The sequence below is a fragment of the uncultured Actinomyces sp. genome, from assembly GCF_963542285.1.
Taxonomy (GTDB): Bacteria; Actinomycetota; Actinomycetes; order Actinomycetales; family Actinomycetaceae; genus Pauljensenia.
In genome coordinates this window covers 92,944-119,409 of the sequence record NZ_CAUTWQ010000005.1, presented here as the reverse complement: position 1 = coordinate 119,409, position 26,466 = coordinate 92,944, and the positions used below count along the sequence as shown (strand labels likewise).

Here is a 26,466-nt window from a genome sequence, read left to right as displayed (position 1 = left end):
CCCACGACCCCTTGACCCCCAGTCAAGTGCGCTACCAAACTGCGCCACAGCCCGTTTGATCACCTAAATTTTGGCGACTCGGATAGTTTAGCCCAAGTCCTACTGGAAATTCCAATTGAGTACGGCGACCCCCGTCACATTCAGTTGTGCTTCCCGCTCATGCCTGCGGGGAGAAGCGAAATAATCGCCTCCAAGACCCCCTCAATATCAAGATCCGAGGTATCAACCAGTTCAATCCCAGGGCCCGGATTCGTAAATTCGCTGACAGTTGAATCAGCGGCGTCACGATCAACAATCTGAGAACGAACTTTCTCGAGACTTTCAGGGCTATCATCACCGAATAACTCCTTAGCCCTCCTCTTCATCCGCGCAAGCGGTGAAGCAACAAGCAAGACTCTCAAATCGGCCTCAGGGTATACAACGGTAGTGATATCGCGTCCTTCCGCCACCATTCCACTTCCGTTAGCACAAGCTTCGGCCATGCGTTGACGCTGATGCTCGACCATCCAGGCGCGAACCAAAAGGTTCGTGGAAATCTTAGGGACGGCCTCGGAAACGATAGAGGATCGGATTAACGAAGTAACCTCGCGGTTTCCAACAAAGAAATGAGGATCATCAGGATTCGAATCGGCGTGAAGATCAAGAGAAGGAAGCAAGGCAGCAACAGCATCGTGATCGTCTAAATCAACACCTGACTCTAAGGCAATAAGAGTCAATGATCGATACATCGCCCCCGTATCGAGGTAACCAATGCCCAGGCGACGAGCAAGTAATTTAGCAATCGTTGATTTGCCTGAGCCTGCAGGCCCATCGATTGCAATTGTCAGACCGCGAGGGGAAAGATCATCAGACACTATTAATCTCCACTTCCGGTATTCCACCCGCGTTCCTGCAGCTGGCAAATGGTCGACGCAACGATCGATGGATCGAGACTGAGGCGAGCGACACCCATTTGAGCGCCGGCAGAGTGTTCAAGGGCGAAGTCTTCAACATTCACACCGATCTCCCCGAGATCAGCGAAAAGACGGCCGAGAGAGCCAGCAGTATCAGGAACAAACACATCGAGAACGACGTAGCGGGTTGGCGCCCCGCCGTGTTTACCCGGAATTCGCGCAACTCCCCTATTGCCCTGATCCATCACTCGATAGACAGCTCCTACGCTTCCGCCTTCAAGAGGGCCTTCGTGCGCGGCGGCATCCAAATGTGAAATCAGATCATCAAGATCGCCGCGAATATCCTTCAACACCCTGACGACGGGGCCAGCATTGCCCGCCAAAATAGCAGTCCACAAACGAGGATCGGAGGCGGCAATTCGAGTTGTATCTCGCAAGCCCTGACCTGAAAGTGAAAGCGCAGAAACAGGGGCATCAGCGAGCCGAGCGGCAAGCATTGACGAAACCAATTGAGGTACGTGAGAAATGAGCGCAACGGACTGATCATGCGTCGAAGCATCCATCTCAATGGGGAAGGCTCCCACATCCGCCGCAAGCGAACGAATCCGCATCACTGCGTCAGGCGATGAAGTCGGGCTAGGAACAATCACCCATGGCCTGCCGTAGAAAAGATCTGCGTCCGCCGCACCTGCACCACTACGTTCGCGACCTGCCATCGGATGAGAACCCACGTAGCGGTTCATGATATCTAGACCGCGGCGCTCTGCTTCCTCGACAACTCCCTCAAGGACAGCTAACTTGACGGAGGCGACATCACTGACGACGGCCTCGGGATATCGAATCAACGCATCCACAACACAGATGTCAGCAACGTCAGGAGGCGTAGACACGATCACCAAGGACGGCGAACAGCGATCCTCTGGACCAATGAGAGTACCGGCACCCAAATCCTGCGCTAAGCGTCCAGCCGTTGGTGAGGAATCGCGAAGAAAAACCTCGACTCCCCCACTACGAAGTGCAAGCGCAAGAGAAGTCCCCAAAAGACCCGTGCCGATGATGAGGACGGGACCGCGGGTTGTGCTCACAAGCGATGGCACAGGACTCACAAACCAACTGCGTCATAGAGAGCGGCGAGCTGCGGTCCCTTGACACGACGCATCGTTCCGGGTTGTAGGTGTTCGAGGCGAATGGGGCCAAACTTCGTACGAACGAGCTCACGAACCGGATACCCCACCTCATCCATCAGACGGCGGACAAGACGGTTACGTCCTTCATGAACGACGATTTCAACAGTCGTGATATCACCGTAGGTTTCCATGGTGCGGAAAGAATCGACTGCAATTGGACCATCTTCCAATTCAACGCCTTCGAGCAGACGACGGCGGACACCCGGCTTAACCTCGCCGTGAACACGTGCGATATAGGTCTTAGGGATCTCGTAAGAGGGGTGGGTCAGTCGGTTCGCTAGCTCACCATCATTCGTCAGCAAAAGCAGCCCAGAAGTATCGATATCTAAGCGGCCCACGTGATACAGGCGTTCCGGGTAATCGGCAAGAAGATCCGCTAGCGTCGGACGTCCCTCTGGGTCTGACATGGTCGAAACCATACCAACAGGCTTATTGACAGCCATGACGATCGGGCGATTTTCTTCCAAGATAATTCGCTTACCGTCGACGTGAATTGCTTGACGTTGAGGGTCAACACGCATGCCTTGCCCGCGAACCACCTTGCCATCAACTGAAACACGGCCTTGGGCAATAAGTTCTTCTGCTGCCCGTCGAGAAGCTACCCCCGCACGTGAGAGTACCTTTTGCAGGCGAATACCGTCTTCACTATAGGAATCGTTTCTCACAGTGTCTCCTCAAGTTCGTCCAGCTCGTCCGAAGCCGGAAGGTAGGGGGCTAATGGGGCCAATTCGTCAAGGGAATTCATTCCCATTCGTTCAAGAAATACTTGGGTCGTTCCATACAAACGAGCCCCAGAAGAAGATTGGCCAACTTCCTCAATGAGTTCACGTGCACACAAGGTTCGAACCACTGCATCAACATTCACGCCGCGAATTTGAGAGATCCTCGCTCGCGAGATCGGTTGACGATAGGCAATAACCGCAAGTGTTTCCAAAGCAGCTTGTGACAGTTTAGATTGTCCTGATCCGACAATAAACTGAGAAACAAGCGACTCCCAGCGAGGAGCAGAATAAATCCTCCATCCTCCGCCTAAACGCCGAAGTTCAAACCCATGTTCACGACCACCAGAGCGTCCACTGTATTGCGCGGAGAGTGCCTCAAGCACGTGCTCGACATCTTCAGCTGACACATTGAGAACATCGGCAAGCTGTTGAGCAGTGACCGGCTGATCGACAACCATCAAAATTGCTTCGATGGGAGCGAAGAGAAGTTGAGTCTCAGCAAGGTCGAGTGCGTCGCTCATACGTCCTCCTCCCATTCATCGACCTTTGGGTCATTTCCATTCCATACGAGTTCCAGCGTTGAAAGAGCTTCTTCCTGCTGGAACTCAATAGCTTTGCGCCTGTACAACTCTAAGATAGCGAGGAAACGCGAGACAACAACAGCCGTATCGCGCGCGTCCGAGATGAGCTGAGAAAAGGTCGCATGGCCATGAGCGGCTAGGTAGGCGATGACAACCTTTGCTTCCTGAGCAACCGGGACCGCAGCTGAATGAAGATGCGTCACTTCGACAGTCGGCGGCTGGGTGCTGAGCGCGTCAGCACATGCACGCGCAAGGTCCTCAGCGCCCACTTCCCATCGAAGTTCCGGAAGCAGCCGAGTGAATTGAGGTTCAAGCGCAACGCTGCGCGGGATTAAACCCACATAGGCCTCGAGTTGTTGCGCGATCTGACCCGCTGCGAGCTTGAATGCCCGATATTGAAGCAGTCGACTAAAGAGCAGGTCACGTGCTTCAAGGTCTTCGCTACTGAGTGAAGATTCCTCTTCATAATCAGGAAGCAAACGCGCTGCTTTCATATCCAATAGAGTCGCTGCTACGACAAGGAATTCACTGGTCCGTGAAAGATCAGGAAAAGCTTGCATATGTGCAATGAACTCATCGGTCACTTCGGCAAGGGCAACCTGAGTGATATCGAGCTTCTTCCGAGAGATCAATTGGAGCAGAAGGTCAAAAGGACCTTCGAAGACTTCAAGCGAGACTTGAAAATCATCAAGCGCCGCTTGAGTCCCGTCATATTCAGGCGACATCTCCACGCGCGATGATCTCTCTGGCCAAACGTCGGTAGGAACGCGCGCCCGGGTGGTTGGGCGCGTAGCTGGTAATTGGCACTGTCGCGACTGAAGCATCGGGGAACTTCACAGTACGCGCAATCCGTGTTGTGAAAACAAGGTCACCGAAGGCCTCGTCAAGTCGTTCCAAAACCTCACGCGAGTGCAAGGTGCGGGTATCAACCATCGTCGCGAGGATTCCATCGATCTTTAAGCGCGGATTAATTCGATCGCGCACTGTTTCAATAGTTTCGACCAGCAAAGCGACACCGCGCAGAGCAAAAAACTCTGCTTCCATAGGAACAATCACGCCGTGTGCCGCGGTCAAGGCATTGACGGTGAGTAATCCAAGCGAAGGCTGGCAGTCAATCAGAATCACGTCGTAATCATCGACGACTGGTCGAAGAACACGCGAGAGCGCTGATTCACGCGCAACCTCGTTGACCAGCTGAACTTCGGCAGCCGAAAGGTCGATATTCGCGGGCACAATATCAAGGCCGGGAATCGAGGTGTGGCACAGGGCCTGATGAATATCTTCCTTCGGATTCATCAGGAGGTTATAGATTGTGTGTTCCAACTCCAGGGTATTGATGCCCAGGCCAACAGATGCAGCGCCTTGAGGATCAAAGTCAACGATTAGAACACGACGTCCATATTCAGCTAGCGACGCAGCGAGATTGATGGTCGTTGTTGTCTTTCCAACCCCACCTTTTTGATTACACATCGCAATAATGCGTGCGGGTCCATGCCCGGTCAGTGGTGCCGGGACGGGGAAATCATTTTCTTCGTTGGCAGGAAGATCCCCGGTAAGCGTAGGCTGAGATGGATTCGTCACGTTCTCCATCTTAGTGCATTGCTCCATACAATTCGCCCTACCCCGCTTAACGTGTGCGCCCGCTTGTCTTATTGGGAGTCCGAGGCCGAGGCCGTAATATCGCTTGGATCGAGCTGCGCGCGCGGATGGGCGGTTCTGTACATTTCTTTAAGGGTCGCAATCGTCACCTTGGTATAAATTTGCGTCGTTGAGACAGAGGAATGCCCAAGCAATTCTTGTACGTCGCGGATATTCGCTCCGCCTTCTAATAAATGTGTGGCAAAGGAATGTCGCAAAGTGTGTGGAGAAACGGGCACCTCAAGCTGCGCGCGCTTTGCAGCACGTTGAATGATGTCCCAAGCAGACTGACGTGAAAGCGGTCCTCCCCTATTGTTGAGGAAGACGTTTGGACACCCTTTCCCCTTTGAAGAAAAGAAGGGACGCGCGCGCACGAGATAGGCTTCAAGAGCCTGTTTCGCCATAGATCCCAAGGGAACGAGACGTTCCTTACGTCCTTTTCCGAACAGACGAATAATCGGAAGTTCTTCATTAAGGTCTAAGTCATCAATCGCCATTGAAACGGCCTCACTGACGCGGGCACCCGTCGCGTAGAGGGTCTCGAGCAGGGCTCGATCACGAAGAGAACGCGGGTCATCTCCGCTGCCCGCTGCCTCTAGCAAGGCTTCGACTTGCTCGACTGTTAGAGCTTTTGGAAGGTGTTCGCCAACTTGAGGAACACGAACGTGGGCGCTTGGATCCTGAACGCTGAGACCTTCTCGAAGTGCGTATTTGTGGAAGGAACGAATCGCCGCTAATGCGCGCGCCACGGAAGACGGTGCTGCAGCATGTCCGTCTTTTGCCTCGCTCAGTGACGCAAGAAAGTCTTCAATCGAACTCTCGGTGATCTGATCGCATTGTTCAATGCCGCGTGCTTCTTGGAAAGCACAATATTTTTCTACGTCGCGCCGATAGTTGGAGACAGTATGCGGGGATGCTCCCTTCTCTACACTCAGGAAAATGAGCCATTCTTCCTGAAGACGCTCCATTTGTTTAGCCACGGGCTCATTGTATTTGTGCAGCACTGATTTGCTGCATATTCGCTGTTCGAGCGCGGCGAGCGGCTACACTTAACCCTGCAGGGAAGCCATCTTACCGATTGCCAGGAGGTCCAATCGTGCCCGCGTCTTGGAATGAGCTCGATAGCCGCGCTATTTCCACCGCTAAAATTCTTGCCGCTGATGCGGTTGAACGTGTCGGAAATGGACACCCGGGAGCAGCGATTTCTCTTGCTCCTGCCGCGTACGCGCTCTACCAGCATCACCTTCACCTAGACCCGTCAGACCCGCACTGGTTGGGCCGCGATCGTTTCATTCTTTCATCGGGCCACTCTTCACTGACTCAATACCTGCAGCTCTATCTTGCGGGAATGGGCGTCGAACTTGAGGACCTGAAAGCCCTGCGTACCGAAGGTGCTCTTACTCCCGGACACCCCGAGTTTGGGCATACGCCGGGTGTTGAGCTCACGACAGGACCCTTGGGTACCGGCCTTGCTTCTGCAGTTGGTTTCGCAATGGCGGAACGTTTTACCCACGGTCTTCTCGATCCCGACACTCCTCATGGTCAGTCGATTTTTGATCACTGCGTGTATGTCATCGCCGGTGATGGGTGTCTTCAAGAAGGTGTTTCTGCGGAGGCTTCTTCTCTTGCAGGGACACAGAAGCTCGGCAATCTCATTGTTTTGTGGGACGATAACCGCATTTCGATCGAAGGCGACACCGATATCGCATTCAGCGAGGATGTTCTCAAGCGCTACGAGTCCTACGGCTGGCACATTCAACGTGTGGACTGGTTGAGTGAGGATGGCTCCTACGTCGAAGATGTTCAGGCCTTGGACGAGGCTTTGGCAGCCGCGCGTGAGAACACTGAACAACCGTCAATCATTGCGCTTCGGACGATTATCGGATGGCCCACTCCCGAAAAATCTAATACCGGGGGAATCCACGGTGCCAAGCTCGGTGAAGAGGCACTTCGCGGTTTAAAGAGTGCATTGGGAGCCGATCCGGATGCTCACTTTGCCGTAGATGAAGAGGCCGTTGCGCATTCACGCAGGCAATTTGCTCAGCGTGCACAGACACTGCGTGGCCAATGGGATCAGCGTTTCGATCAGTGGAAGGAATCAAATCCCGAGCGAGCGGCTCTGCTTGAGCGCCTTCGGCATGGAGAACTTCCGGAAGGCTGGGAAAAGGTCCTCCCCGAATTCCCGGCAGATAAGGCAATCGCAACCCGCTCGGCCTCGGGAAAGGTACTGAACGCTATTGCACCAGTGCTTCCTGAACTTTGGGGTGGCTCCGCTGACCTCGGTGGGTCAAATAACACTTTCCTCAATGGATTAAGCTCTTTCCTCCCGGAAGGGACGTACTCGCGTTCCTTCGAAGCTGATCCATACGGCCGCAACCTCCACTTTGGTATTCGTGAGTTTGCGATGGGCTGCGCGATGAACGGTATCGCCGCTGATGGTCTCACCCGCGTGTATGGCGGCACTTTCTTCGTGTTCTCGGACTTCATGCGCGGAGCAGTACGTCTTGCTGCTCTTATGGATCTTCCCGTCACCTACGTGTGGACGCACGATTCAATTGGCGTCGGAGAAGACGGCCCGACCCACCAGCCAATCGAACATCTTGCTTCATACCGTGCGATTCCGAATCTTGCGGTGATTCGTCCTGCAGATGCTGCCGAGACCGTCCAGGCATGGAAGAACATTCTCGAGCAGCATCATCCTGCAGCTTTAGTCTTAAGCCGACAGAATCTTCCTAATCCCGCCCGCGGCGAAGGAACCGAGCTTGCTGATGCTCAAGGTGTTGCCCGCGGTGCCTACATTCTTGCCGATTGCGAAGGCACTCCCGAGGTTATTTTGATGGCCACGGGTTCAGAGCTAGCGCCTACTTTGGAGGCTCATCGCCTGCTGAAGTCTGAGGGAATTGCTTCGCGCGTTGTCTCGGTTCCGTGCATTGAGTGGTTTGACAGCCAGGACGAGGCCTATCGCGAGTCGGTCCTCCCCCGCGCAGTCCGCGCGCGCGTCGCCGTCGAGGCCGGGATTGCGCTTCCTTGGTACCGCTGGGTTGGCGAGGCCGGACGGATCGTCTCCCTCGAACACTTTGGCGAGTCTGTGGACGGTGCCCGGCTCTTTGAGAAGTACGGATTCACGCCTGAGAACATTGCGGCACAGGCCCGTGAAAGTATCGCTGCCGCTTGCTGAGTACGCCATCCTACTGATTGGGAAAAAGGATCCCCAGTAGGTGACCTAAATACGGCGCAAGAACACTGGCTGCCCAGATCATCGTAATGATGACGTAGGGTAGCCAGTGTTCCTTAGTAATAGCAATAAATTCGCGGATAAACGCTGTTGGAAAGTAATATCCCGCAGTCTTCGAACCGATACCGTCACCCTTAAGTCCAACTTTTGAAGCATAGAGTGCTGTGCGGAAGACGTGATAGTCCGAAGTTACGAAGGCGCAACGGTAGGGTGTTGTTTGACGCGCATCCAGAAGATTCTTCGCAAATACGAGGTTCTCCATGGTTGTCGTCGAGCGATCTTCAAGAAGAATTGAATCCTGCGGGACGCCACGCGCAGATAAATAGCGGGACATGGCTTCAGCTTCGGAAATGACCTCATCACTCCCCTGCCCACCCGAGGGAACAAGGATCGCATGCGAGCCCTGCGCTTTCCAAAGCTCCACAGCTTTATCGATTCGCCCTCTGAGCAGAGGTGTCGGCTCCTCTCCCCTGAGTCCAGCACCGTGAATGATGATGTAATCGAAGCGTCGCTTCCGTGGGAGCCTGCGATAGAACCAGGAATACACAAGTAGTGCGACAAAACTGAAGAAGAACCATAAACCGAGCACCAAGAGCAAGGCCGAAAGAGAAAGAACGACTTTTGAGTCGCTCATTCCGATAGCGACTGGAATACCAATAATCCAACCGACAATTACCAACGCAAAGAGCCCTGGAAGAATGTTTGAAAGAGAAAAGCCCTCTCGCCGAATGACAATCCATGCGTTAACAAGCAAGAACACCACAGTGACGATCGGCGCAAAGGGAATTGCAATCCCTAAGAGAACGAAGATCCCGATGTCCTGGGTGTAGACCGCACATGCACTCAGCGCGAATATCAGCATCAGAAAGAAGAAAATTGCGTTCTTGAACTGACGCGGTTCTCGCCGATAGGACCAAGCAAAGAGAATGCCCCAAAATATGGCAGGTGAAAAGACCAGAAGGGCACTAATTAATCCACTCAGCATAAGTTCATGCTATCGCAGGGTAAATAAATGCTGCATCCGCCAGCGGATGCAGCACAATAAAGAATGTCTTAGGCAGCGAACTTCGCTAACACACCGAAACCGACGATTGAAACCACCCAAATCAGAAGAATAGCCAAAGTGATCCGATTGAGGTTCCGTTCTGCGACACCAGAAGAACCAGCGGATGAAGAGATTCCGCCGCCAAACATATCGGAAAGGCCGCCACCCTTACCCTTGTGCATCAGAATCGTTAGGGTCAGCAAAATGCTGGTCAGAGTAATGATGACGATGAGTGTAATGTTCAGTGCCGCCACGTTCGTTTTTCCGATTCTTTCAGAGACTTCAACGGTGTGTAGTCTAGCGAATAATGCCTAGGTAAGGCCAGCTGGGCACCAAAGTGTTGCGCACTTCGGTGCCCAGAGCCTTTAAAGGGTCACAGCTCCTGGAAGCGAGCCATCGCAGCGAAGGAGTCTGCCTTCAGCGATGCACCGCCAACAAGCGCGCCATCAACATCGGGCTGGCTCATGAGCTCCTTGATGTTTCCAGGTTTTGCCGAGCCGCCGTAGAGGATACGAGTGGAGTCAGCAGTTGCGTCGCCATAGTCAGCACGCAGTGCCTCGCGGATTGCACCGCAAACTTCCTGTGCGTCGTCTGCAGTTGCGGTTTCGCCGGTGCCGATTGCCCAGATGGGCTCGTAAGCGATAACGATCTTCGCAACGTCTTCGGCGTTCCACCCTTCGAGTGCGGCGCGAACCTGACCGAGCACAAACTCAACGTGAGTTCCAGCCTTACGGACGTCAAGAGCCTCACCACAGCACAGGATCGGGGTCATGCCAGCATCGAATGCCTTGCGGGCCTTTTGGCCAACAAGCTGATCGGACTCGTTGTGGTACTCACGACGCTCCGAGTGGCCAACAACCACGTAGCTGCAGCCGAGCTTCGTCAGCATCTCAGAGGAGATCTCACCGGTGAATGCACCATTGTCGTGGACAGAGATGTCCTGTGCACCGTACTTGATCTGAAGATCATCGGCGTCAACAACGGTCTGCACGGTACGAAGATCAGTGAAGGGAGGGATCACTAAGACCTCGCAGCGCGAGTAGTCGAAGTTGTGATCCGAGAGTTCCATTGCCAGACCCTGGACAAGGTGGTTGGCCTCGAGGTGATCGAGGTTCATCTTCCAGTTACCTGCCATCAAAGGGGTACGTGTCATTGTTCAGTCCTCCAGTACTGCGATACCGGGGAGAATCTTGCCTTCAAGTAGCTCAAGGGAAGCTCCGCCACCGGTGGAAATGTGAGAGAAAGTGGATTCGTCGAAACCAAGGTTGCGAACAGCAGATGCGGAGTCACCGCCACCGATGACGGTGAAGGCACTGCCTTCGCTCATAGCGCGCGCAACTGCCTTCGTTCCCTCAGCAAAAGCCGGGAATTCGAAGACACCCATGGGGCCGTTCCACACAACGGTCTTTGCAGATGCAATCGCGCCTGCAAAGAGTTCGCGGGTCTTCGGACCAATATCGAGGCCCATCTGATCCGCCGGGATTGCGTCAGCATCGACCACAGTTGCGGGAGCATCGGCAGCGAACTCAGGAGCAACGACGGTGTCAACGGGCAGAAGAAGCTCGACACCATTCTTCGCAGCGGTCTCCATGTAGCCCTGAACCGTGGGAATCTGATCCGCTTCGAGAAGAGACTTACCAACTTCGTAGCCCTTTGCGGCCAAGAAGGTGTAAGCCATGCCGCCACCGATGATCAGCTTGTCAGCCTTGGACAGCAGGTTGGCGATAACGCCGAGCTTGTCAGAAACCTTCGAGCCACCGAGGACGACGACGTAGGGACGCTCGGGATCATTAACGGCCTTACCCAGGGACTCGATTTCCTTGACAACAAGAAGACCAGCGGCGCTGGGAAGAAGCTTGGCAACATCGTAAACCGAAGCCTGCTTGCGGTGAACGACGCCGAAACCATCGGAAACAAAAGCATCTGCCAGCGACGCAAGCTCAGCAGCGAAAGATTCACGCTCAGCGTCATCCTTCGAGGTTTCAGCTGCGTTGAAACGAACGTTCTCCAGCAAAACAATTTCGCCGGGCTGAGCGGCAGCGACGGCTGCGTGCGCACCCTCGCCAACAGTATCAGCGGCAAGGGTGACCTTCACGCCAGTAAGTTCTTGGAGTCGGCGAGCAACCGGCGCCAGCGAGAAAGCAGGGTTAACCTGGCCCTTAGGACGGCCAAGGTGAGCTACGATTACGACCTTTGCGCCGCCATCGAGAAGCAGCTTAATGGTAGGTAGTGCGGCACGGATACGGCCATCATCGGTGATGTTCTGGTCGCCGTCGAGGGGGACATTAAAATCCGAGCGAAGCAGAACGCTCTTTCCGGAAAGGTCACCCAGGCTATCGATCGTCCTCATGGAATTCTCCTCATATCGTAAAGAATTGAAGTGGTGAGTAGTGAACTGGGCCCGTATACGTTTGCACGTACACGGGCCCAGAACTTAGTACATCACGCTCGGCGCGCCAATCAGGCGAGCTTGGAGCCGACCAGCGAGGTCAGGCGAACGAGAGCGTTCGAGTAGCCCCACTCGTTGTCGTACCAGGAGAGAACCTTAACCAGGTTGCCGATAACCTTGGTCTCGGTCGCATCGAAGATCGAGGTGTGGGGGTTGCCCACGATGTCGGTCGAAACGATCGGATCTTCGGTGTACTCGAGAACGCCCTTGAGTTCGCCCTCAGCAGCGGCCTTGACGGCAGCCTGGATAGCCTCAACCGAGACCTCCTTGGTGGCGACGAAGGTCAGGTCGGTCAGCGAACCGGTCGGGGTGGGAACGCGGACTGCGAGTCCGTCGAACTTGCCCTTGAGCTCGGGCAGAACCAGAGCAACAGCCTGAGCCGCACCGGTCTTGGTGGGGATCATGTTGAGGGCTGCTGCACGTGCACGACGCAGATCCGAGTGGGGAGCGTCGAGAACACGCTGGTCGCCGGTGTAGGAGTGGATGGTGGTCATGATGCCGCGCTCAATACCGAAGTTCTCGTGGAGAACCTTGGCCAGAGGAGCAAGGCAGTTAGTGGTGCACGAAGCGTTGGAGATGATGTTCATGGTGGCGGGATCGTAATCGCCATCGTTTACACCCATAACGAAAGTGCCGTCAACGTTCTTTGCAGGCGCCGAAATGACAACCTTCTTTGCGCCGGCTGCGATGTGTGCAGCTGCCTTCTCACCATCGGTGAAGAAACCGGTGGATTCGACGACAACCTCAACACCGAGCTCGCCCCAAGGCAGGTCGGCAGGATCGCGCTGTGCGAGAACCTTGATGTGCTTTCCGTCAACGATGATGCCCTCATCGTCGTAGGAAACCTCACCATTGAAGCGACCCATGATCGAGTCGTACTTCAGCAGGTGTGCCAGAGTCTTATTGTCGGTCAGATCGTTAACTGCAACGATCTCGAGGTCTGCGCCCTGCTCAAGTGCAGCGCGGAAGAAGTTACGACCGATGCGGCCGAAGCCGTTAATGCCAACGCGGGTGGTCACTGTTGTCCTCCTGCTTGTGCCCCCTGCGGGACACGCTTTCTGTATCAACCATGAAGATGCGGTTTGCATCTATGGCCCGCAGTTCTCTGCGGTTCCAGTACCTCTAATCTACACCTTTACGGTCCAAGATGAGGGTGAACTAAGTCCTTAGAGAGCTGGCCCACATTATGCTGAAAGAGAGATCTCAGTCACCGTCGAGCATGTCCAAAGTCAGAGCAGATTCAGTATCGGGAATACCCCGTTCATGCGCGACCTTGTCTGCCATCGCCAAAAGCCTGCGGATGCGTCCCGCAACTGCGTCCTTCGTCAAAGGAGGATCAGTGTGCTTTCCAAGTTCCTCAAGCGAGGCCTGCTTGTACTGAATACGCAACTCCCCCGCCTGCCTGAGGTGATCTGGAACATCGTCGCCCAAAATCGCAAATGCTCGCTCAACTCGCGCTCCGGCCGCCACCGCGGCACGCGCACTACGACGGAGGTTTGCATCGTCAAAGTTTGCTAAGCGGTTAGCTGAACCCCGGGCCTCGCGACGCTCACGCCTCTGCTCCCAGGCAACATGAGTGGCAGGTGCACCCAGCGCACGGATAAGCGCACTAATAGCCTCGGAATCACGGGCAGTGACGCGATCAGATCCGCGCACTTCCTTTGAACGAACAGTAGCTCCGAGCTTACGTGCGAGCCCCACCATCGCGAGTGCAACCTCGGGTCCCGGGCATGTAATTTCCAAAGACGACGAGCGTCCAGGCTCAAGAAGAGAACCGCGGGCAAGAAAAGCGCCGCGCCACACAGCCGCGGCTTCATCTTTCCCGGAAGCAACCAAGGTCGCAGGGAGACCGCGCACTGGCCTTCCCGCCCCATCGACGAGGCCGGTGAGTCGAGCAAGCTCATCTGCTCGGTGCACAACACGCACGACGTAGCGCTTTCCTCGACGTAACGACGAACCTGAAACTACAACGACAAAGGACTCTACGTTGTACAAGCTGGTCAGGAATGCGCGAAGACGGCGTACGGCTACGGAAGAATCTAACTCCGCTTCGATAAGGATCCGACCACCCACGAGGTGTAGGCCACCTGAGAAACGAAGAATCGCACATACCTCCGCGGCCATCGCAGATTGCGAGGGAACCGCGCTACGCGCTAATTCATCTTTCATATCCGATGTGAGGGACACCTTGTCTCCTTATGTCAGGGTGCACGGGAACGAGGAAGATTTTACGGGAGCCAGGTTTCGCTGCGGCCAACTTCGCCAAGAAAACCGTCAAAAGCATCACGTAATGCTGCAGCAAGTCGTAAAGGATCATGATGGGCTTCGCCATCACCAGTGCGAACCTGGCGCAAAAGAACACGCGCGCCAAGAGCATCGGCAGCCTCGGCAAGATCATCAATATCGTCAGTTGTTGTCGGATCAGCGATCACTACATCCAGTTTGAAGCTGGGGGCATATTGAGCGATCGCTCGAACGTGATCAGCGGTTGTCATTGATTCTGTTTCGCCGCGCTGACGTTCAAGGTTCAAAATGAGTGCGCGGTGAGCTTCGGTTGTTACAAGTGCACGATGAAGATCAGGAACCAGTAAGTGCGGAATTACCGAGGTGTACCAAGAACCAGGGCCAAGAACAACCCAGTCGGCTTCCGAGATTGCATCGATGACTGCTGCTGGAACTTGTGGTTCTTCTGGGCTGAGGCGTACTGCCTCAACATCACCCGGTGCAATTGCGACCTTAGATTGTCCTTTAACGGTGTAGTGCCTCCCGTTATCATTCATATCCGCTTCAATACTCAGCGGATCTATCGACATTGGGAGAACACGCCCCTGCGCTCCCAAGAGACGGCCAACAAAATCGAGACCTTCAACCGGGTCGTCGAGAAGCTGCCACAATCCAGCAATCACAATATTGCCGACTGCATGACCATCCATCGGACCGCTAGTCTTCAAGCGCATCTGGAAGACGTCACGCCAAGTCAATCCCCACTCAGTTTCTTCACATAAAGACGCTAGAGCCATCCTTAAATCGCCGGGGGGAAGAATCGGCATTTCTGCCCGAAGGCGACCCGAAGACCCACCGTCATCAGCAACGGTGACCACGGCTGTGAGCTGACGTGTGATGTGTCGCAGTGCGCGAAGAGTAGCGGATAGTCCGTGTCCACCACCTAGAGCGACGACACGGTTATTCGATTCGCCGCGCTGCATCCACCCAGCAGCATCAACGTAGGTCATCGACTATTCCTTTCCCATATCGCGATGCATGATTCGTACATTGAAACCATGCTCGCGCAGCCTGCGGGCGATGAGCTCTGCGCTCGCCACTGAACGGTGCTTCCCGCCCGTACACCCAACTGCAATTGTTGTGTAACGCTTGAGTTCACCAATATACCCCTTTAGCATGGGCGCAAGAAGATCAGCGTAACCAACAACGAAGTCACGGGCACCCGGCTGGGACAGGACGTATTCTGCAACAGGTTGATCTTTACCCGTCAAATGACGCAATTCATCAACCCAGTAGGGATTCTTTAAAAAGCGCACGTCAAGAACATGGTCTGCATCCAAGGGGAGACCATGCTTAAAGCCAAAGGATTCAACGGTAATACGAAGCGGCACATCGCCAGCCTGAGCAATAACATCACGGATGTGACGTGTCAGGTCATGAACGGACATCCTAGACGTATCAATAATCGTATCTGCGAAACGACGTAGAGGAGCAAGCGCGCGTTCTTCGGCTGTAATCCCGTCAAGAAGAGTTCCCTCTCCCTGAAGCGGGTGGGGACGACGATTTGATTCATAACGCCGGACAAGAGTGTCGGTCGAGGCCTCAAGAAAGATTACTCGATAAGCAACCCCCAACTCTTTGAGCTGTTCAAGGGCGCGAGCAAAATCAGCAAAGAACTCACGTGAACGCACATCAACGACGACAGCCAGTCGGTGGACTCCCCCGCCGTCGGGACTCATCATGCCAACCAGCGCTGGCAGCATTGCCGGTGGAAGATTGTCGACGACGTACCAATCAAGATCTTCAAGTGCACGGGCAGCACCGGTACGTCCTGCTCCTGAGCGCCCGGTGATGATCACGACCTCGTTGCCACCCTCATCAGGAGCATCGGGGGCAATCTGATCGAGAAGTGGGATACCTCCGGGCACAGTTTCCTGCGAAGTGTCGGGTGGGATGGGAGTTTCGCTCATACCCCTATGGTGCCATTGATCAACGAATCTTTCCCGGTTTTCCCTCAGGCAGTTTGGTGCTACTGCATAAGCGGAAAATCTGGATTAAGTGCCTGCCAAATTACGCTCCCCAGGGAGGGGCCGATTCCACTCACCTGTGCAATTTGTTCGGGCGTGGACTCGCGAATCTTCTTAACGGAACCGAAGTGACGTAAGAGCGCTTTCTGGCGAGAAGGACCAACTCCTGCAATTCCGTCCAAAACTGAGCGCTGCTGATTCTTTGCGCGCCGTTTCCTATGCGCTGTGATAGCGAATCGATGGGATTCATCTCTAAGGTACTGAAGCATATAGAGAGCTGCAGAGGTGCGCGGGAAAATCAGCGGGAATTCCTCGCCGGGAATCCACACTTCCTCCAGCCTTTTTGCAAGCCCGATCAGGGGAATATCAATTCCCATTGAATCCAAGGCGTCGCGGGCAGCATTAACCTGCGGCAGACCACCATCAACAACTACTAAATCTGGCCGATACGAAAAGCGCCGTGGGCGTCCGCTCGCATCAACCGGACCGGACTCAAAGGCGATGCCTTCCTCATCTTCACCGTCTTCACCGTTTTCTTCAGCAAGGAGCCTCCGGAATCGGCGTCGAAGGACTTCGTCCATTGCAGATGTGTCATCGGGTGTTCCCTCACCATTTTCACCGTGAATGTTGAAGTGGCGATACGCGTCCTTCCTTGGTACTCCATCTTCAAAGACAACCATTGAGCCGACCTGAAGCTGCCCCTGCGTGTGAGAGATGTCGTAGCACTCGATGCGCAAAGGAGACGCAGGAAGATCGAGGTATTCAGCAAGCTCGTCCAACGCCTGACCGCGTTGTGCAAGATCACCACTTCGACGCGTCTTATGAAGCAGCAATGCTTGCTTCGCATTTTCTTTAACGGTTTCCATAAGCTGGGCCTTCGGACCGCGTTTCGGGACATGAATCTCGACCGCCGCTCCCCTTTTTTCAGAGAGCCACTCAGCGATTGTGCCCCTTTCGGTAGGCATCACACTCACCAAAATCTCACGCGGAACCGCTCGAGTCGGCGTATGAATGACGTCATCGACTGATACTGCCTGTGCCTGTTCAGTGCGTCGTTTTCTTCCCTCAGGAACATCCGGTAGTTCGGAATAGATCTGTTCGAAAAGTCTGGCCATGAGTTCAGCTTCGCTGGCGTCATCGTCGCGTGAAACGACCCACCCTCGAGTGCCACGAATACGGCCACCGCGAACAAGGAAAACATGAACCGCCGCATCAAGTTCATCGCTTACTAAGGCAAAAATATCGGCGTCAGTTCCATCGTTTAAAACCATCGTGTTACGTTCTAGAACCGTCTCTAGTGCACGCAGATCATCACGTTTCTTTGCGGCAGTTTCAAAATCGAGCTCAGCACTAGCTTGCCGCATTTCAGACTCGACCTGACGCAGGATAGGGCTTGCCTTTCCCTCAAGAAAGTCGCACATCGACTGAGCTAAAGCGCGATGTTTTGCTTGAGAAATACGGCCAACGCACGGCGCCGAACACTTGTCGATATACCCGAGGAGGCATGGACGTCCTTGGGCTTGAGCGCGGCGGAATACCCCGGCAGAACAGGTTCGAACGGGGAATACACGGATCAGGAGTTCAATAGTGTCGCGGATAGCCCAAACTTTGGTATACGGACCAAAGTAACGCGTGTCTTTCCTACGCGCTTCTCGGGTCACTTGAACGCGCGGGAAAGGCTCCCCCATACTCACAGCGAGATACGGATAGGACTTGTCGTCCTTAAACATGACGTTAAAACGCGGATTGAATTCTTTGATCCACGTAAACTCAAGGGTGAGAGCTTCAATCTCGTTACGTACAACAGTCCACTGCACCGAGGCAGCGGTCGTTACCATTTTCTGAGTACGCGGATGAAGATTGGCAAGGTCTTGAAAGTAATTAGTCAGACGCGCTCGAAGATTCTTTGCTTTACCAACATAGATGACTGCGCCCTGTTCATCACGGAACCTATAGACGCCGGGGTCTGTCGGGATCTCGCTTGTTTTCGGTCGATAGGTCGAAGGATCAGCCACGCCCCTAGCCTAATCGTGCTATCAATGTGATGCTTGCTCTGCATGGCATTAGAAAACTTTTGGTCTAAGGTTTATCATTTCTTGAAGGTATTGCTGTGGAAAGGTTTGCCATGTTTAGCCAGGCACAAGAGGTTATCGACTTCATCGAAAAGGAAGAAATTGCGTACATCGACGTACGTTTCTGCGATCTTCCGGGAGTCCAGCAGCACTTCACTATTCCCGCAAGCGAGCTTCAAGCTTCGGTCCTCAAAGATGGACTGATGTTCGACGGCTCATCGGTTCGCGGTTTTACACAGATTCACGAATCAGATATGAAGCTGATTCCCGATATTACCTCAGCCTTTGTCGACCCTTTCCACGCTAATAAGACACTCGTCATCATTTTCTCCATCGTCGACCCATTCACTGATGAGCCTTTCTCACGCGACCCTCGACAAGTGGCTGCGAAGGCCGAGGCCTACCTGCGCTCCACTGGCATCGCCGACACCTGTTACATCGGCGCAGAGGCAGAGTTCTTCGTCTTCAACGATGTGCGTTATCAGATAAGCCCTCAATCGACCTTCTACGCTCTTGACTCCGACGAGGCCTACTGGAACACAGGACGCGCGGAGGAAGGTGGGAATCTGGGATATAAAGTCGCACTTAAGGGCGGTTATTTCCCTGTCTCCCCCAGCGATGACTTCACCGATCTTCGCGATGAGATGTCTAACCTCCTGACCGAGGTTGGACTTAAGCTTGAGCGCGCACATCACGAGGTTGGCTCAGGCGGTCAGCAGGAGATCAACTACCGCTTCGATACCTTAACAACTGCCGCAGACGACATGATGAAGTTTAAGTACGTCATTAAGAACGCTGCGCGTGCTGCGGGACTGTCGGCAACCTTCATGCCCAAGCCGCTATTCGGTGATAACGGTTCTGGAATGCATACCCACCTTTCCTTGTGGAAAGACGGCGAGCCTCTCTTCTATGACGAACGAGGCTACGGTTCTCTTTCTGACACCGCCCGCTGGTTCATTGGTGGGCTTTTGGAGCACGCGCCTGCTCTGCTTGCCTTCACAAACCCTTCGGTCAATTCTTTCCGCCGGCTTGTCCCTGGCTTTGAGGCGCCGATTAACTTGGTCTATTCGGCGCGTAACCGTAGCGCCTGCATTCGCATTCCCGTAACTGGTACTTCGCCTGCTGCGAAACGTGTCGAATACCGCGTTCCTGACCCCAGCGCGAACCCCTACTTGTCCTTCTCAGCCTGTCTCATGGCCGGTATCGACGGGATCAAACGCCGAATCGAACCAGCCGCGCCCATTGATAAGGACCTCTACGAACTTCCGAGCGCTGACTACGATTCCATTGCGAAGCTTCCCTCCAGTTTAGAAGCGGCTCTTGAGGCACTTCGTCATGACTATGAATTCCTCACCGAGGGAGATGTCTTTACTGAAGACCTGATCGAAACCTGGATTAACTATAAAGAAACGGTGGAGATTGCCCCAATGCGCGCCTACCCGCATCCTTATGAATTTCAGCTGTATTACGATCTGTGAGCTAGACAGCCGCCATTAGACGCTATATTCATAGTGTCTACTCGTGTAACTGCAGGTCCGAAACGGAGACATCATGAAACGCATGCGTGACGGTTCGTATACGATCAAGCCGAAATTTAAGCTCTCTTCGCAAGAGCTGCTCCCCGACCTGCTCGCTGCACGAGCCTCGGCTCATCCTGATCAGGTCGTCATCGAGACACGTTCCTCCGTTGGCGCAACCCAAAAGATCACTGCTGCAGAACTTCAACGCCAGGTCGAGTACATTTCCTGTGGCCTTGTCGGCCTCGGTATTGAAGCGGGAGACTCGGTCGCGATTCTCGCTTCCACGTCCATGGAATGGCTACTGCTCGACCTTTCTCTTCTCTCAATTGGAGCCATCACGGTCCCAATCTATGAGTCTGATTCGGCCGCGCAGATCCGCCACATCCTCGAAGATGCCCATGTCGTTCAAGTGTTCACTGCAACGACACAACAGGCAGAACTAGTTCGAAGTGTCGCCCCCGCTTTCACGCGTTCAATCGACAGTTTGGACCAGGGAGCACTGCGAGCCATCGCTCGCGCTGCCAAACATGTGTCAATCGACGACGTCAAAGCTCGCCGTTCTTCACTCAACTCTTCTTCGATCGCAACAATTATCTATACCTCCGGAACTACCGGAGTTCCCAAGGGCGTTGTTCTCACCCACGCAAACTTCCTGGCGACGATTGCGGGCGCACGTCAGGTTGTTGGCGATATCGTTGACTCTCCTGATACACGTCTGCTCCTCTTCCTCCCGGTCGCGCATGTTCTTGCACGCCTCGTTATGCACCTCGTGCTTTCTGGAGCAGGTGTCCTTGGATTCTCGCCAAATATTAAGAATCTGCTGCCCGACATTCAGGCTTTCAAGCCTTCTGTTCTGCTTGTCGTACCGCGTGTACTCGAAAAGGTCTACAACGCCGCTTCCGCGAAAGCCGGCGGCGGAATCAAAGGCAAGATGTTCGCATGGAGCGCCAAGCAGGCGCGCACATATGCACTTGCGCAAGAACGTACTTTCGGGCCTTCCCTGCTGAAGAAGGCGCGCCACGGCATTGCCGACGCACTTGTTCTCAAGAAAATCCGTTCGATTCTTGGCCCGAATCTTCGCTACATCGTTTCCGGTGGGGCTCCTTTAGCCACCGACCTTGCCCAGTTCTACGCGGGCATGGGTATCACACTTCTCCAGGGGTACGGTCTCTCCGAGACAACCGGGCCGATCGCTGTTCAGCATGTTGGAAAGAACCCCGTGGGTACCGTGGGTCTGCCGCTTCCGGGAAACTTCATCAAGATCGCAAAAGACGGGGAAATCCTCGTCAAAGGTGTTTCGGTCATGCCCGGCTATTACCATTTGCCTGAGCAAACTCACCAGGTTATGCCCGATGGCGAGTGGTTCCATACCGGCGACTTAGGCTCTATCTCAAAGAGCGGCCAGCTTTCAATCACCGGACGAAAGAAAGAACTCATCGTCACCGCTGGTGGCAAAAATGTCTCTCCCGAGGTTTTGGAAGATTCACTGGCAACTCACCCCTTAATTGCAAACGTCATTGTTGTTGGCGATCAACGGCCATTTATCGGTGCGCTCTTTACCCTTGATGCTGAGATGCTTCCAGATTGGCTGCGTAAGCACGGACTCCCCCGTTGCTCGCCACTCGAGGCCGCCCAGCTTCCCGAAGTGCAAGCTTCACTCCAACGTGCAGTAGACCGCGCAAACAAGGCAGTCTCTCGCGCGGAGTCCATTCGCAAATTCCGAATCATTGATGCGAGCTTCACTGTCGAAAACGGCTACGTGACTCCCTCGTTGAAGCTTCGTCGTGGAAAAGTACTTCATGATTTCGCAGATGAAGTCGACGAACTTTACGGTGGGCCAGTTGAATCTGCCCCGGCAAAGCGCCGCCGTTTTTTCCGACGTGCACGATAGACGCTGAACGAAATACAACCGAAAGGGATACTCATGACAGTACGCAGGCTTGCTGATGGCTCTTGGGAAGCGATTGCAACTCGCGAGGCGAGCCCCGAGATGAATTTGCCATCGATGCTGCGCCTGCGTGCTCAAGAGCATCCTGGTCAGGTCGCCATCGAGCGTCGTTCACCTGTGGGCACGTGGCGCCCAGTTACCATCGATCAGTTCCTTTCGGATGTTGATTCGATTGCTCGAGGCCTCATCGCCCTAGGCCTTAAAGCAGGTGAGCACCTTGCGATTTTGGCGCCAACATCGTACGAGTGGGCACTCATCGACGTCGCCGCCCTGTCCTGCGGTGCGATCACCGTCCCGATCTACGAAACTGATTCTGCCGTCCAAATTGAGCACATCCTGAAGGACGCAGATATCCGCATTGTCATTACCGCGACGACTCAGCAGGCCGAACTCGTTCAGTCCGTCAAGACAGATTCGGTTCGTCATCTCCTCTCGCTTGATAAGGGAGCTCAGCGGGCGCTTGCCCAAGCCGGACTCGATGTTCCAATCGAAGAAGTACGCCTACGGACCGAGGCCGTCAACCTTGAGAATGAAGCCACCATTATTTACACCTCCGGAACCACCGGGGTCCCCAAAGGCGTTGTTCTCACACATGGGAACTTCATCAGCCCCATGCTTCAGGCCTACGATTTCCTCCCCCTTCTGATCAATGATCCGCGCTCTCGCTCGCTGCTATTCTTGCCCGTGGCTCACGTACTTGCACGCTTTGTGATGTACTGCTTGCTCTCGGGACAAGGAGTTGTAGCCTTTTCACCAGATACACGCAACCTGGTTGATGATATTGCGACCTTCAAGCCCTCAATGCTTCTGGTTGTGCCACGCGTCTTGGAGAAGGTCTATAACGCGGCATCAGCCAAGGCCGGCGGCGGTTTCAAGGGACGAATGTTCTCCTGGGCAGCAAAGCAAGCGCGCGCGCTTTCGGAATCGCGCGCCTATGTAGATACTCCTCTTCCCGAGTCCCTAGTTGCTGGTCCCCTGCCAGACACCACGCCCGTACCCGATGCCTCGGCAATTCCTTCTCCCGGCCCCTCCGCTCTGTTGAAGATTCGCGGACATGTTGCTGACGCATTAGTTCTCTCGAAGGTCAAGGCAATTCTTGGGCCAAACCTTCACACAATCATCTCTGGAGGCGCTCCCCTCGCCCTCGACCTTGCAAACTTCTATCGAGGCCTCGGACTGACCCTGCTCCAGGGATACGGACTCTCCGAGACCACCGGTCCCATCAGCGTCGAGATCCCCCAGGATTTCCCGCCGGATAGTGTTGGTTTCGTATGGCCCGGTAATCAGGCGAAACTGGCCAGCGACGGAGAACTTTTAGTCCGCGGAATTTCAGTTTCCCGCGGGTACCATAACCTTCCCGAGGCCACTGCTGAGGCCTTTGTTGATGGCTGGTTTAAGACCGGAGATCTCGCCTCGATTGATGACCGAGGCCACATCCGTATCACTGGCCGCAAGAAGGAGCTCATTGTCACCGCAGGTGGGAAGAATGTCTCCCCTGAAATTTTGGAAGATGCCCTCTCAACCCATCCGTTGATTGCAAATATCATTGTTGTCGGTGACAATCGTCCATATATCGGAGCGCTGATTTCGCTCGACACAGAAATGCTTCCAGAATGGCTCCGCGCCCACGGACAGCCTGTCGTGGATGCGGCTCAGGCTGCAGAGCTACCCGCAGTGCGCGAGTCTCTAGAACGTGCGATTGCGCGGGCCAATAAGCAAGTTTCACGGGCTGAATCAATCCGCCGCTACCGCATCGTCAACGCAGCCTTTACTGTTGAGAACGGATATATGACGCCATCACTAAAGCTCAAGAGGCGTCGGGTTCTTGCTGATTTTGCGGATGAGGTTGAAGCGCTTTATGAATCGGGAACAACTCCCGAAGCTCAGTAACTCCTGTCGCGATCACAGCGTTTGAGTTTCTGAGGCAAAAGCACTGCTTTTCAATGTTTGTGTGGGCTCCCCTTTTGGGAAGCCCACACAACTCTTTTCAGCTCAGCTTTTCAGCGCACGTCGATTGTGCAGCTACTTTGATTTCGCTCCTTGCTGCTGAGAGGCCTCGAAAATCTCCGCAAGGAACTGACCTGTGAATGATTCACGGACCTTGGCGACGTCTTCGGGCGTTCCTTCTGCAACGACGGTACCGCCACCACTACCACCCTCAGGTCCCATGTCAATGACCCAGTCGGCACTCTTGATCACGTCAAGATTGTGCTCGATAACGATCACCGTATTACCCTTATCGACCAGGCTCTGGAGAACAAGCAGTAGTTTACGTATGTCTTCAGTGTGCAAACCAGTAGTTGGCTCGTCTAGGACATACACCGTCCTCCCCGTCGACCGGCGTTGCAGCTCCGATGCGAGCTTGACACGCTGCGCTTCCCCACCGGACAGAGTTGTCGCAGCTTGACCAAGTCGCACGTAGCCCAAGCCAACTTCAACCAAGGTATTCAGGTGACGGGCAATCCGCGAGATTGGAGCAAAGAACTCAGCGGCCTCGGCAATAGGCATATTGAGGACATCTGCGACGCTCTTACCTTTGTAGAGAATCTCCAAAGTCTCACGGTTATACCGTGCACCATGGCAAACCTCGCAAGGGACATAAACATCCGGAAGGAAGTTCATTTCAATCTTGAGGGTTCCATCACCCTTACAGGACTCGCACCGTCCCCCCTTCACATTGAAAGAGAAACGCCCGGGACCATAACCGCGAAGCTTTGCCTCAGGGACTTCAGCAAAGAGCTTACGAATTTGATCCCAGACTCCCGTGTAGGTGGCCGGATTCGACCGCGGTGTACGACCGATAGGCGATTGGTCGACATGCACGACCTTATCAAGGCCATCAGTACCGACAACGGAACGATGGCGTCCCGGAACAAGACGTGCTCCGTTCAAACGGCTAGCCAAGGATCGATAAAGAATTTGATTAACCAGGGTAGATTTACCCGAGCCAGATACGCCCGTCACCGCGGTAAAAGTCGAAAGAGGGAAGGACACCGTAACGTCTTTGAGATTGTTTTCGCGCGCGCCCTTCACCGTAATCTGGCGCTTGGGATCACGCTCCCGGCGAGATTGAGGCACAACAATCGAACGCTTTCCACTGAGATATTGACCCGTCAAAGAGCGTTTATTCTCTTTAAGTTCCTCAAGAGTTCCACTGTGAACGATCCAGCCACCGTTTTCACCGGCTCCCGGGCCCACATCAACGATCCAGTCAGCAGATTCGATGGTCTCTTCATCATGTTCGACAACAATCAGGGTATTTCCGAGGTCACGTAGGTGTTCCAAGGTCGTGATGAGCTTGCGGTTATCACGTTGATGAAGGCCAATCGAAGGCTCATCGAGGACATACAAAACTCCTACGAGGCCGGAACCAATTTGGGTTGCCAAACGAATTCGTTGAGCCTCTCCTCCAGAAAGAGTTGCAGCACCGCGGGAGAGCGTGAGATAAGACAGACCAACATCGACCAAGAAGTTCAATCGCGCCTGAATTTCAGTAAGAATCGGTGCGGCGATGACAGAAAAACGCTCTTCCAAAGTAACGCTGTCGAGGAAGTTTTTTGCATCGCTAATCGACAAATCCGAAAGCTGTGCGATTGAGAGATCGCCGATAGTAACTGCCAAGACCTCGGGACGTAATCTTGCTCCTTGGCACGCGCTACAGGGGACTTCGCGCATGTACGAATCCATACGATCAACGACCAGCTGTGATTCAGTCTCTTCTTTTTTCCGCTGGATATAGGTGAGCGCGCCCTCGAACCCCGTCGTATACGAACGTTCCCGTCCCCATCGGTTACGGAATTTAACTTTTACTTCGTAGTTTCGACCGTTGAGGATTGCATCCTTAACCTTCTTGGGAAGATCTTTCCACGGTGTGTCCATGGAAAAACCGAGCTCTTTTGCCAAGGCTTCCAGAAGGTGTCGGTGATACTTAAAATTCGAGTTCCAAACAATCACGGCGCCTTGGTTGAGCGAAAGTTCCTCATCCGGCACGACAAGTTCAGGATCAACTTCAAGTTTCGAGCCCAAGCCCGAGCACTCGGGACACGCTCCGTAGGGCGCGTTAAAGGAGAAAGTTCGCGGTTCAATTTCATCCAATGCCAAAGGATGGTCGTTGGGGCACGAACGCTTTTCAGAGTATTTGCGTCGACGATCAGGATCTGACTCATCCAAATCAATGCAGTCGATGATCACTAAGCCGTCGGAAAGACGAAGTGCTGTTTCAACGGAGTCGGTCAATCGCTGACGGACACCCTCACGTACGACAAGCCGGTCAACAACAACTTCAATCGTGTGCTTGAGCTTTTTCTCTAGCGGAGGGACATCTTCAAGTCGAAGTAATTCACCATCGACGATTGCTCGCACATAGCCAGATGCCTTGAGCTCCTCGAGAAGATCCTGATATTCCCCCTTGCGGCCCCGAACAACAGGCGACAGGACCTGGAAGCGGGTTCCTTCAGGAAGCGAGCGAACACGGTCAACAATCTGCTGGGGAGTCTGAGCTTGGATACGGGCTCCACACACCGGACAGTGGGCTACCCCAGCGCGCGCAAATAATAGACGCAAGTAGTCATGGATTTCGGTAATCGTACCGACCGTCGAACGCGGATTACGTGAAGTAGATTTCTGGTCGATTGACACTGCTGGAGAGAGCCCCTCGATGAAATCAACATCAGGCTTATCCATCTGTCCCAAAAACTGACGCGCATATGAGGACAGTGATTCAACGTAACGCCTTTGACCTTCGGCAAAAATCGTGTCAAAGGCAAGAGACGACTTACCCGATCCCGATAGACCGGTGAAAACAATCATCGAGCCACGGGGAAGATCAAGGTCGACACCCTTGAGATTATGCTCGCGGGCTCCACGGACAATTAACTGATCATGCACTCCACTAGTTTACGTGTTGACGCATTGCTTTGGTCGAAC

21 protein-coding genes are annotated in these 26,466 nt (G+C 54.1%); 4 read left to right on the top strand and 17 right to left on the bottom strand.

Features of this window, described 5'->3' with window-relative positions:
• Positions 1-140 precede the first annotated feature (140 nt).
• The 7 genes from cmk to xerD all read right to left on the bottom strand — a co-directional run bounded on the left by cmk (position 141) and on the right by xerD (position 5,989).
• Positions 141-854: a (d)CMP kinase gene (cmk, locus tag RW023_RS03725; RefSeq protein ID WP_315579950.1), complete on the bottom strand. Its 714-nt coding sequence runs from the start codon at positions 852-854 to the stop codon at positions 141-143.
• A 2-nt stretch (positions 855-856) separates the two neighbouring features.
• Positions 857-1,978, bottom strand: a complete 1,122-nt coding sequence (locus RW023_RS03720) for a prephenate dehydrogenase (RefSeq protein WP_315579949.1) — start codon at positions 1,976-1,978, stop codon at positions 857-859.
• A 17-nt stretch (positions 1,979-1,995) separates the two neighbouring features.
• Positions 1,996-2,745: a pseudouridine synthase gene (locus RW023_RS03715; protein WP_315579948.1), complete on the bottom strand. Its 750-nt coding sequence runs from the start codon at positions 2,743-2,745 to the stop codon at positions 1,996-1,998.
• Positions 2,742-3,323 (bottom strand): SMC-Scp complex subunit ScpB, encoded by a 582-nt coding sequence (scpB, locus tag RW023_RS03710; protein ID WP_315579947.1) that lies wholly within the window; start codon positions 3,321-3,323, stop codon positions 2,742-2,744. The genes RW023_RS03715 and scpB overlap by 4 nt, the downstream gene beginning before the upstream one ends.
• The gene (locus RW023_RS03705; RefSeq protein ID WP_315579957.1) at positions 3,320-4,108 is read right to left on the bottom strand and encodes a ScpA family protein; all 789 of its coding nucleotides are present in this window, start codon (positions 4,106-4,108) and stop codon (positions 3,320-3,322) included. The genes scpB and RW023_RS03705 overlap by 4 nt, the downstream gene beginning before the upstream one ends.
• Complete coding sequence (locus tag RW023_RS03700; RefSeq protein WP_291459226.1) at positions 4,098-4,964, bottom strand: ParA family protein; 867 nt, start codon at positions 4,962-4,964, stop codon at positions 4,098-4,100. Before RW023_RS03700 ends, RW023_RS03705 begins: the two co-directional genes overlap by 11 nt.
• A 68-nt stretch (positions 4,965-5,032) precedes the next feature.
• Positions 5,033-5,989 (bottom strand): site-specific tyrosine recombinase XerD, encoded by a 957-nt coding sequence (gene xerD / locus RW023_RS03695; protein ID WP_315579956.1) that lies wholly within the window; start codon positions 5,987-5,989, stop codon positions 5,033-5,035.
• A gap of 128 nt (positions 5,990-6,117) precedes the next feature.
• On the opposite strand from xerD, the gene tkt reads away from it, so the two are divergent.
• Positions 6,118-8,199 carry a transketolase gene (gene tkt, locus RW023_RS03690; protein ID WP_315579946.1) on the top strand — a complete coding sequence of 694 codons (2,082 nt, stop codon included), beginning with the start codon at positions 6,118-6,120 and terminating at the stop codon, positions 8,197-8,199.
• A gap of 10 nt (positions 8,200-8,209) precedes the next feature.
• Here tkt and RW023_RS03685 read toward each other — a convergent pair whose 3' ends face one another.
• The 9 genes from RW023_RS03685 to uvrC all read right to left on the bottom strand — a co-directional run bounded on the left by RW023_RS03685 (position 8,210) and on the right by uvrC (position 18,015).
• On the bottom strand, positions 8,210-9,241 hold the full coding sequence (locus tag RW023_RS03685) for a YdcF family protein (protein WP_315579945.1): 1,032 nt from the start codon (positions 9,239-9,241) through the stop codon (positions 8,210-8,212).
• A 68-nt stretch (positions 9,242-9,309) separates the two neighbouring features.
• Positions 9,310-9,555, bottom strand: a complete 246-nt coding sequence (gene secG / locus RW023_RS03680) for a preprotein translocase subunit SecG (protein WP_315579944.1) — start codon at positions 9,553-9,555, stop codon at positions 9,310-9,312.
• Between the two features lie 119 nt (positions 9,556-9,674).
• The gene (gene tpiA / locus RW023_RS03675) at positions 9,675-10,454 is read right to left on the bottom strand and encodes a triose-phosphate isomerase (protein ID WP_315579943.1); all 780 of its coding nucleotides are present in this window, start codon (positions 10,452-10,454) and stop codon (positions 9,675-9,677) included.
• A gap of 3 nt (positions 10,455-10,457) precedes the next feature.
• Positions 10,458-11,651 carry a phosphoglycerate kinase gene (locus tag RW023_RS03670; protein ID WP_315579942.1) on the bottom strand — a complete coding sequence of 398 codons (1,194 nt, stop codon included), beginning with the start codon at positions 11,649-11,651 and terminating at the stop codon, positions 10,458-10,460.
• A gap of 110 nt (positions 11,652-11,761) precedes the next feature.
• Entirely contained in the window at positions 11,762-12,769 is a 1,008-nt protein-coding gene (gene gap, locus RW023_RS03665) for a type I glyceraldehyde-3-phosphate dehydrogenase (protein WP_315579941.1), read from the bottom strand.
• 184 nt (positions 12,770-12,953) lie between these two features.
• The gene (whiA, locus tag RW023_RS03660) at positions 12,954-13,937 is read right to left on the bottom strand and encodes a DNA-binding protein WhiA (RefSeq protein ID WP_156335533.1); all 984 of its coding nucleotides are present in this window, start codon (positions 13,935-13,937) and stop codon (positions 12,954-12,956) included.
• A 41-nt stretch (positions 13,938-13,978) separates the two neighbouring features.
• Positions 13,979-14,983, bottom strand: a complete 1,005-nt coding sequence (gene yvcK, locus RW023_RS03655) for a uridine diphosphate-N-acetylglucosamine-binding protein YvcK (RefSeq protein WP_315579940.1) — start codon at positions 14,981-14,983, stop codon at positions 13,979-13,981.
• A gap of 3 nt (positions 14,984-14,986) precedes the next feature.
• Positions 14,987-15,943: an RNase adapter RapZ gene (gene rapZ / locus RW023_RS03650; RefSeq protein WP_315579939.1), complete on the bottom strand. Its 957-nt coding sequence runs from the start codon at positions 15,941-15,943 to the stop codon at positions 14,987-14,989.
• 59 nt (positions 15,944-16,002) lie between these two features.
• Positions 16,003-18,015: an excinuclease ABC subunit UvrC gene (gene uvrC, locus RW023_RS03645; RefSeq protein WP_315579938.1), complete on the bottom strand. Its 2,013-nt coding sequence runs from the start codon at positions 18,013-18,015 to the stop codon at positions 16,003-16,005.
• 110 nt (positions 18,016-18,125) lie between these two features.
• Between uvrC and glnA the strand changes: the two genes are divergently transcribed.
• The 3 genes from glnA (at position 18,126) to RW023_RS03630 (ending at position 23,430) form a co-directional block, all read left to right on the top strand.
• The gene (glnA, locus tag RW023_RS03640) at positions 18,126-19,550 is read left to right on the top strand and encodes a type I glutamate--ammonia ligase (protein ID WP_315579955.1); all 1,425 of its coding nucleotides are present in this window, start codon (positions 18,126-18,128) and stop codon (positions 19,548-19,550) included.
• 73 nt (positions 19,551-19,623) lie between these two features.
• The gene (locus tag RW023_RS03635; RefSeq protein ID WP_315579937.1) at positions 19,624-21,483 is read left to right on the top strand and encodes an AMP-dependent synthetase/ligase; all 1,860 of its coding nucleotides are present in this window, start codon (positions 19,624-19,626) and stop codon (positions 21,481-21,483) included.
• A gap of 33 nt (positions 21,484-21,516) precedes the next feature.
• A complete protein-coding gene (locus RW023_RS03630) occupies positions 21,517-23,430 on the top strand; it encodes a long-chain fatty acid--CoA ligase (RefSeq protein ID WP_315579936.1) in 1,914 nt (637 codons plus the stop codon).
• A gap of 132 nt (positions 23,431-23,562) precedes the next feature.
• Here the strand turns inward: RW023_RS03630 and uvrA are convergent, their stop codons facing one another.
• Positions 23,563-26,427 (bottom strand): excinuclease ABC subunit UvrA, encoded by a 2,865-nt coding sequence (gene uvrA, locus RW023_RS03625; RefSeq protein ID WP_315579935.1) that lies wholly within the window; start codon positions 26,425-26,427, stop codon positions 23,563-23,565.
• Positions 26,428-26,466: the final 39 nt, after the last annotated feature.